Here is a 7,104-nt window from a genome sequence, read left to right as displayed (position 1 = left end):
CCCTTCGACATAGCTCAGGGCAAGCGCTCAGGGAGCTAGATACCATTTACCATCCCTTCGACTGCGCTCAGGGAACAAGTTACTGCTTTACTTATAGATCCGCCCGATGGCTGAGCGCGATGCACTGAGCTTGTCGAAGTGAAGTCGAAGCCATCGACAACGTAGACAGACCAATTATCCATGCGGCGGGGACTTTTCGGCTTCGTTTACCGTCCCTTCGACTTCGCTCAGGGAGCTAGATTGATTCAGATGACTATAATTGGACTCATTTTGACAAGCCGCAAATTCATGGAGCAAATTCGTATCACCAGCAATTAGTGCCTCCTTCTTCTTGCGAGTCCAGCCCTGCACCTGTTTTTCCCTAGCAAAAGCATCCGCCACACGATCAAAAAACTCACAATAAACCAACTTCACAGGCAACCGTTTCGCCGTATGCCTCGCACCCTCACCGCGTTGATGCTGCTCAAACCGTCTCTCCAAATCCGTAGTACTACCCGTATAGTAACTCCCATCAACACACTCCAAAATATACATATGCGCCATATTACTATTTCTTCTTAGATAGCCGTTCCCTGAGCGATCGCCTGATGGCTGAGCGGAGTCGAAGCCATCAACAACTTAGACAGACCGATTATCCGCGCGGCGGCAATTTGTCGCTTCGATTGCCGTCCCTTCGACTTCACTTCGACAAGCTCAGTGCATCACACTCAGGGAGCTAGATATCTACGCATATGCCATAACTTCAGCCTTCAACCTTTCACCCACCTCATCCTCAGCCACATCTAAGTCATAGTCCATCTGCAAACCAAGCCAAAACGTAGGCGACATATTGAAGTAATAAGCAAGACGGATCGCCGTATCCGCAGTAATTCGGCGCTTACCGTGAATGATTTCATTAATACGTCTCGCAGGAACCCGAATCGCCAGAGCCAATTGATTTTGGCTCAAATTCATCGGCTTGAGAAATTCTTCCAAAAGGACTTCCCCAGGGTGAACGGGATTAAGTTTATCTACACTCATTAGAGCGCCTCAATGATAATCAACAATTTCTACATTCATCGCATCACCATCTTGCCACTATATAGCGTATTACGTTAAACGCTAGTAAGCAAACCCTCCAATTCCTTCATCCCTTGCTGAATCTCAGCCTCCAACCTCGCCAAATCCGCAATGATATCTTTAGGAGCGCGATGATCGACCTCCTCATGTACCACCTCCTTATAACGATTCAAACTCAGATCGTAACCCTGCGCCACAATATCCACCTTCGGTACGCAAAAACTCTGAGCAGTTCTAGGGCGATCGTATTCAGAACTACGCTGGCTGAGCGGAGTCGAAGCCAAAACCCCACCAGAATCTCCTGCTTCGTTTACCGTCCCTTCGACTCCGCTCAGGGAGCTAGGGGTGTTCCGATGGCTTCGACTTCGCTCAGCCATCGGAAGGGAACGCCAACGCCTCAACACATCAGGCAAATTATTTTTAAAATGCTCCTCATCCGTCAACGGTGTAACAGGCACAACACCCTGTTTATCATCTGGCAATAAAGGCGATCGCTTATCATCCAAACTCAAACCATCCGCCTTCACATCATAAAACCACACAAAATCCGTTCCACCCGAATCCGTTTTTGTGAATAACAAGATCGCCGTCGAGACTCCCGCATAGGGCTTAAACACCCCACTAGGCAAAGAAATCACCCCATCTAACTTCTGTTCTTCCACTAAAGCTTTGCGAAGTTCCTTATGCGCCTTCGACGAACCAAATAGAACTCCGTCGGGCACAATTACCGCCGCCCGTCCGCCCGTCTTCAAAAGCCTCAAAAACAAGGCTAGGAATAGCAATTCCGTCTTCTTAGTTTTGACAATCTCTAACAAATCCTTAGCCGTATTCTCATAGTCCAAAGAACCCGCAAACGGAGGATTCGCCAAAATCAGCGTATAAGCCCCTTCATCCCCTGCGTGTTCCTGAGCGAGTGAATCCTTATAGCGAATATCAGGATTTTCCACACCATGCAACAGCATATTCATACTGCCAATTCGTAGCATCGTATTATCAAAGTCAAAACCATGAAACATCCGATGATGAAAATGATCCTTGAGCTTGGTATCGCGCAAAATTTCAGGGTAATGCGATCGCAAATACTCATTCGCCATCACCAAAAAGCCACAAGTCCCACTCGCTGGGTCGCAAATCACATCCCCCGCCGTCGGTGCAGTTAGCTCCACCATCAACTGAATAATATGGCGCGGTGTCCGAAACTGCCCATTCTGACCAGCACTAGCAATCTTGCCCAACATATATTCATAGAGATCGCCCTTAGTATCGCGATCGTCCATCACTATCCCGTCAAGTAAATCTACAACCTTGGACAACAATGCAGGTGTCGGAATCGTAAACCTTGCATCCTTCATGTGGTGCGCGTAAGTCGAACCGTCACCACCTAGCGATCGCAAAAACGGAAAAACATGATCGTTAACCAGCTCATACATCTCCGCCGCCGCAACGTGCTTAAACCTAGACCAGCGCATCTCATCATAATCACGTTCTTTAGCATCCTTGCCCTCTGGAAAAATTCGCCGCTCCATTAGCTTCTTAGTTCGATTTGCCTTGTTTTCTTCTAACGTATGTAGCTCATCAAGTCGCTTTAAAAACAGCAAATAAGTAATCTGCTCGATTACCTCAAGCGGGTTAGATATTCCACCCGACCAAAAAGCATCCCAAATGCGATCGATTTGACTTTTAATTTCCCCTGAGATCATAGTTTGCCTGTCTTATCCGCTTGATTCTAAAAATTCTGGGTGAGTAACAGTTTTACACCATTTAAACCGCAATTAGCTTTTCAGCTTTGATTTCTTGGGCGAAATTTTTTCTTGTAAATTTTTTCTTGTAAATTTTTTCTTGTAAATTTTTTCTTGTAAATTTTTTCTTGTAAATTTTTTCTTGTAAATTTTTTCTTGTATTAATGCTATCTGTATCAACCCTCAAAAACAAAGTAATATTACTTACGGTCTTCGTCTAGAGATGTACAAATATGATGCGAATACTGGCCTTGGTTCCGGGTGGGACTGGCGATCAGTTACTGTTTTTCCCGACATTGGATACCCTCAAGCAGCAGTACCCCAATGCCGAGATTGATGTGGTAGTAGAGCCACGGGCAATGGCAGCTTATCGCGTTTGCCAATCTGTCAACCGAGTGCTCAAGTTTGACTTTAAAGATCGTAACTCTCTGGCTGATTTTGGTAATTTGCTTGGGACAATCCGCGATCGCGAATATGATGCCGCGATCGTTACTCAGCCGAATTTATCCATGAACATCCTGTTATGGTTGAGTGGTATCCCCAAACGGATTTCCTTCAAAGGTCAGGGTGACTTTTTGCTGACGGATATTATTGCGATGGATCCGCAGGAATACACTGCAGTCCAAAACCATAACTTGTTGATGGCAGTAAATATCCAAAAACACTGCCCGCCCATTAAAGTTAATCTCCCCAAAAATGACTTGGACTGGTCAAGCAACGAACAAAAGCGTCTAGGCATTCAACAAAGTGGTTTCATTTTGCTCAATTGTGGTGCTTACGCTAATTATCCTGCGGCAAGCTGGGCAACGATCGCCAAGGATCTCCAAGCAAAACAGCCAAATTTGCCCATTGTGGCGATCGATAGCGTTAACAATGCCGATCTCCTAAAACAGTTAACTACCCTTGTTCCTAACCTTCTAATTACGAGCCCTACGGATATTGGCAAGCTGACTGCTTTTATTGCCTCAGCTAATCTATTTATCTGTGCTGAGGGAGATGCGATGCAACTAGGCGTTGCTGTGGGTACGGCTTTAGTCGCAATTTTAGGAGCCAATACTCCTGCGGGTAAATTACTACCGATCGCTGAACAACGGATCAAATACGTACAGGCAAGTACGGGGCAATCGCTCAAGGCTGTCGATCCCCTAATCGTTTTAGAGACAATCTGGGCAGGCTAGTTTACCAGAAGGCTCGCTTTGCGAGCCTTCTGCCATTCAATGTTATTAATGCTTGACGTTTTCCAAAATCGCCCCATCCAGCTTGACTGCATGGAGATCGGTATTGCTCAGGTCGGCTTCTTTCAGTCTTGCCCCATTAAAGTTAGTTTTTCGCAGGACTGCCCCACTCAGATTTGCCCTAGTCAAATTTGCCCCACTCAAATTTGCTCCACTTAGCTCCGTATCACATAGTTGGGCATGACTTAAATTTGCCCCATTAAGATTTGCCCCACTCAGGTTGGCATCGGTCAGATCGGCATTAGTTAAATCTGCCCCACTCAAGTTAACTCCCATCAAGTTGGCATTACGCAACACTGCCCCACTCAAATTTGCCCCACTCAGATTAGCTAGACTGAGATTGACCGTACTGAGGTTTGCCAGACTTAAATTCGTGCCGCTAAGATTGGTCATGCAGAGGGTAACATCCTGGAACGTCGCCAAACTGAGGTTCGATCCGCTCAGATTAGCTAGAGTTAGATTAGCCTCGCGTAGATTTGCCCCAACTAGATTAGAGCCGCCCAAATTTGCTAAGCTCAGATCGGCACCGCTGAAGTTGGCTTTACTTACTTCAGCATAGGCAAGATTTGCTTCTACAAGATCGATTTGCAAGCGATGCTCTTGCGATCGCCATGTATTCCAGCAACTTACCCCTTGATGCAATTGTGTTATATGTTCTTGATTTGCCAAGACCTTGGCTCCATTGTCAGTGCGTCTATGTATAACAAGTCAAAATAAAAAATCAAAATCAAAATTAAAATTAAAATCAAAATCAAAACCTAGCAATTAGCTCCCCCCTCTCAATGTCGATTAACGATGGCTGCTGCCTTGTCATTCAAGAATGATTATTTTTGGTCAAAGCCTCACAACAATTATTGAATAGGTGGAAAGGCAGTAACATCTTGTTTGATAATAAATTAACAGTAATCCAAGACCGAAAATTTTGTCATAGTTATGACAATTCGCAACATATAGTGGTATATCTCAGTTATTGATGACAAATTGGTGATTGTAGATGAGCAAAATCACTGTGTTAGAGGGAATAGGTCTATCAATATGAAATCCTTGGGAATTTCTGCTAAAGGGAATTGGACAGGGGCGATCGGCATCGTAAGCGTCCTTTGTCTGGCTGGTTTTACCTTCAATAGTTTTGGTGACTCTACAGCGATCGCTCAGTCTCTAGGTACTACGCCAACCTGTCCGCAGCTAACCAATCGCCGCTATGTGGTCATATTGGATCGTGCTGCCAACCAATTGCCCCAGTTACCCGAATTTCTTGCCATTGCCGCTGCTCCTTGCAGCTATCTCAGTACTTCCATGACCTTCTTTGGTGGATTTGATAATGCTCAATCTTCCACGTTTCGGGTAAATCAACTGCGAGAGTTAGGGCTGGATGCGGTGATTCATTCTTTTTCCGCTAAGGTCAATGATGTTCCTGCTAACTTACAGTCCGCCGTAATTTTAGTGGAGATGAGCAAAGATCCGAATCTGGAAATGCAACAGATACAATCTTTATCAGGAAAGAGTACTTTACTGGCAACTTTTAATAACCGATCGGTCATTTTAGCTGCGCCCCTGTCGAGCCAGCAGAGTGCCAATGCGATCGCGGCAAAGCTGCGAGGGCAGGGATTAGGCGCTCAAGTAATAGGTGCATCTTTGATAGCTTCTCCTACCGCATCTACAAGTACAAATTCAAGTACAAATTCAAGTACAAATTCAAGTACGACCGCAAACTCGACGGGATCGTTACCCACTAATTCTGTTCCTATTTCCAACCAATCAAAGCCTACGACAGGAACGGGTACGACTATCTATCGTGTTCTCGTTCCGAATGCCAATGCGAATACCTTAGCGCAGGTACGTGAACTGGCTCCTGATGCTTTTGTGACTATTTTTAAAGGGAAGTCTTACATTCAGGCTCGCACCTATAGCAATCGGAGCAATGCCCATCGCGAACGCGATCGCCTAAATGCTCGCTTTGCTGGCACAATTCTACTCCAAGATTAAAGTTAACGATTAACCCTATGGCATCTGGTTTTTTACCTTTGGGGAATGATAATTTACCAACCTATACGGTGCGGGTAAGCGATCGCGCCAAATCAGTGCGCCTTTCTCTCTCGGTAGAAGCTGGCTTAGAGGTAGTGATCCCCGCAGATTACGATCGCCAGAATATTCCCGAACTGATTCAGAAGAAAAAAGATTGGATAGCCCGCAATCAACTAAAACTCGATCAACGTGAAGCCTTCTTTCAATCTCAATCGCCCCATCAATTACCTGACAGGATCAATTTGCGATCGCTAGGCGAAGAATGGCAGATTGAATATTCTCAGACCTTTACTAAATCGGGGGCGATCGCCATCCAAGAAAAAAGAACTGAGTTAAAGTTAGTGGTCAATGGCAATATTACGGATGTCGCAGCTTGCAAATTTTTTCTGAAGCAATGGTTGATGAAAAAGGCAGAAACCCATCTATTTCGGTGGTTGCGCAAAACCAGTCTTCGCCTTAAGTTACCCTATCGAACTACCGCTGTGCGCAATCAAAAGACTCTATGGGGGAGCTGTTCTCGCGATCGCAATATTAGTCTCAATTACAAGTTACTTTTTCTCGAAGCGAATGTCGTGGAGTATGTGCTGATCCACGAGCTTTGCCACACCGTCCATATGAATCATTCGGATCGGTTTTGGAAGTTGGTGAGCAAGTTTGAGCCTAACTATAAAGCCCTAGATAAATCGCTAAATCATGCATGGCAATTGATTCCCGCTTGGCTTAATTGTTAAAGGCTCATACCAAAAGAGGGTTGCCGCTCGGAGCGCGGCAACCCTCTTTTTAAAACCCTAAAACCTGCGCCGCAGGTTTTATACCAATTCCCAAAATGGCGTTGCCATTTTGGGAATCGCAAAACCTTACTGGGGTTGTTTTTTAATTCACTGAAGTGTTGTCACACTTTCGTGAATTGGTATTAGATCTGGATTTTAATTATGCTGAGGTACTTAGATAAATTCTAAGAAATATGAAGATTATATTTAGCGATCGCTATCTTCTCCCTATTTTGTCTTGACTCATGCCATAGCTTTATTTGGAGACTTTGCAGC

At 45.0% G+C, this 7,104-nt stretch carries 8 protein-coding genes; 3 read left to right on the top strand and 5 right to left on the bottom strand.

Annotated elements, in window-relative coordinates:
• Positions 1–174: 174 nt before the first annotated feature.
• The 4 genes from AC805_RS14335 to AC805_RS14325 all read right to left on the bottom strand — a co-directional run bounded on the left by AC805_RS14335 (position 175) and on the right by AC805_RS14325 (position 2,759).
• On the bottom strand, positions 175–543 hold the full coding sequence (locus AC805_RS14335; RefSeq protein WP_055076048.1) for a GIY-YIG nuclease family protein: 369 nt from the start codon (positions 541–543) through the stop codon (positions 175–177).
• Positions 544–557: 14 nt separating this feature from the next.
• The gene (locus AC805_RS27155) at positions 558–683 is read right to left on the bottom strand and encodes a hypothetical protein (RefSeq protein ID WP_269433589.1); all 126 of its coding nucleotides are present in this window, start codon (positions 681–683) and stop codon (positions 558–560) included.
• A 40-nt stretch (positions 684–723) separates the two neighbouring features.
• Positions 724–1,020, bottom strand: coding sequence for a HigA family addiction module antitoxin (locus AC805_RS14330; RefSeq protein WP_055076047.1), 297 nt, complete (start codon positions 1,018–1,020; stop codon positions 724–726).
• Between the two features lie 74 nt (positions 1,021–1,094).
• Positions 1,095–2,759: a class I SAM-dependent DNA methyltransferase gene (locus AC805_RS14325; RefSeq protein WP_055076046.1), complete on the bottom strand. Its 1,665-nt coding sequence runs from the start codon at positions 2,757–2,759 to the stop codon at positions 1,095–1,097.
• Between the two features lie 272 nt (positions 2,760–3,031).
• Here AC805_RS14325 and AC805_RS14320 point away from each other — a divergent pair, with 272 nt between their 5' ends.
• Positions 3,032–3,976 (top strand): glycosyltransferase family 9 protein, encoded by a 945-nt coding sequence (locus tag AC805_RS14320; protein WP_055076045.1) that lies wholly within the window; start codon positions 3,032–3,034, stop codon positions 3,974–3,976.
• A gap of 45 nt (positions 3,977–4,021) precedes the next feature.
• Here AC805_RS14320 and AC805_RS14315 read toward each other — a convergent pair whose 3' ends face one another.
• Entirely contained in the window at positions 4,022–4,702 is a 681-nt protein-coding gene (locus AC805_RS14315) for a pentapeptide repeat-containing protein (protein ID WP_055076044.1), read from the bottom strand.
• Positions 4,703–5,068: 366 nt separating this feature from the next.
• Between AC805_RS14315 and AC805_RS14310 the strand changes: the two genes are divergently transcribed.
• Together AC805_RS14310 and AC805_RS14305 are read left to right on the top strand one after the other, a co-directional pair.
• Entirely contained in the window at positions 5,069–6,019 is a 951-nt protein-coding gene (locus tag AC805_RS14310) for a hypothetical protein (protein WP_055076043.1), read from the top strand.
• 17 nt (positions 6,020–6,036) lie between these two features.
• Positions 6,037–6,789, top strand: coding sequence for a M48 family metallopeptidase (locus AC805_RS14305; RefSeq protein ID WP_055076042.1), 753 nt, complete (start codon positions 6,037–6,039; stop codon positions 6,787–6,789).
• The last annotated feature ends 315 nt before the right edge of the window (positions 6,790–7,104 follow it).

The organism is Pseudanabaena sp. 'Roaring Creek' (assembly GCF_001402795.1).
GTDB lineage: Bacteria > Cyanobacteriota > Cyanobacteriia > Pseudanabaenales > Pseudanabaenaceae > Pseudanabaena.
Note: the sequence above shows the minus strand (reverse complement) of the source record. Positions and strands in the feature narration are given on the sequence as shown.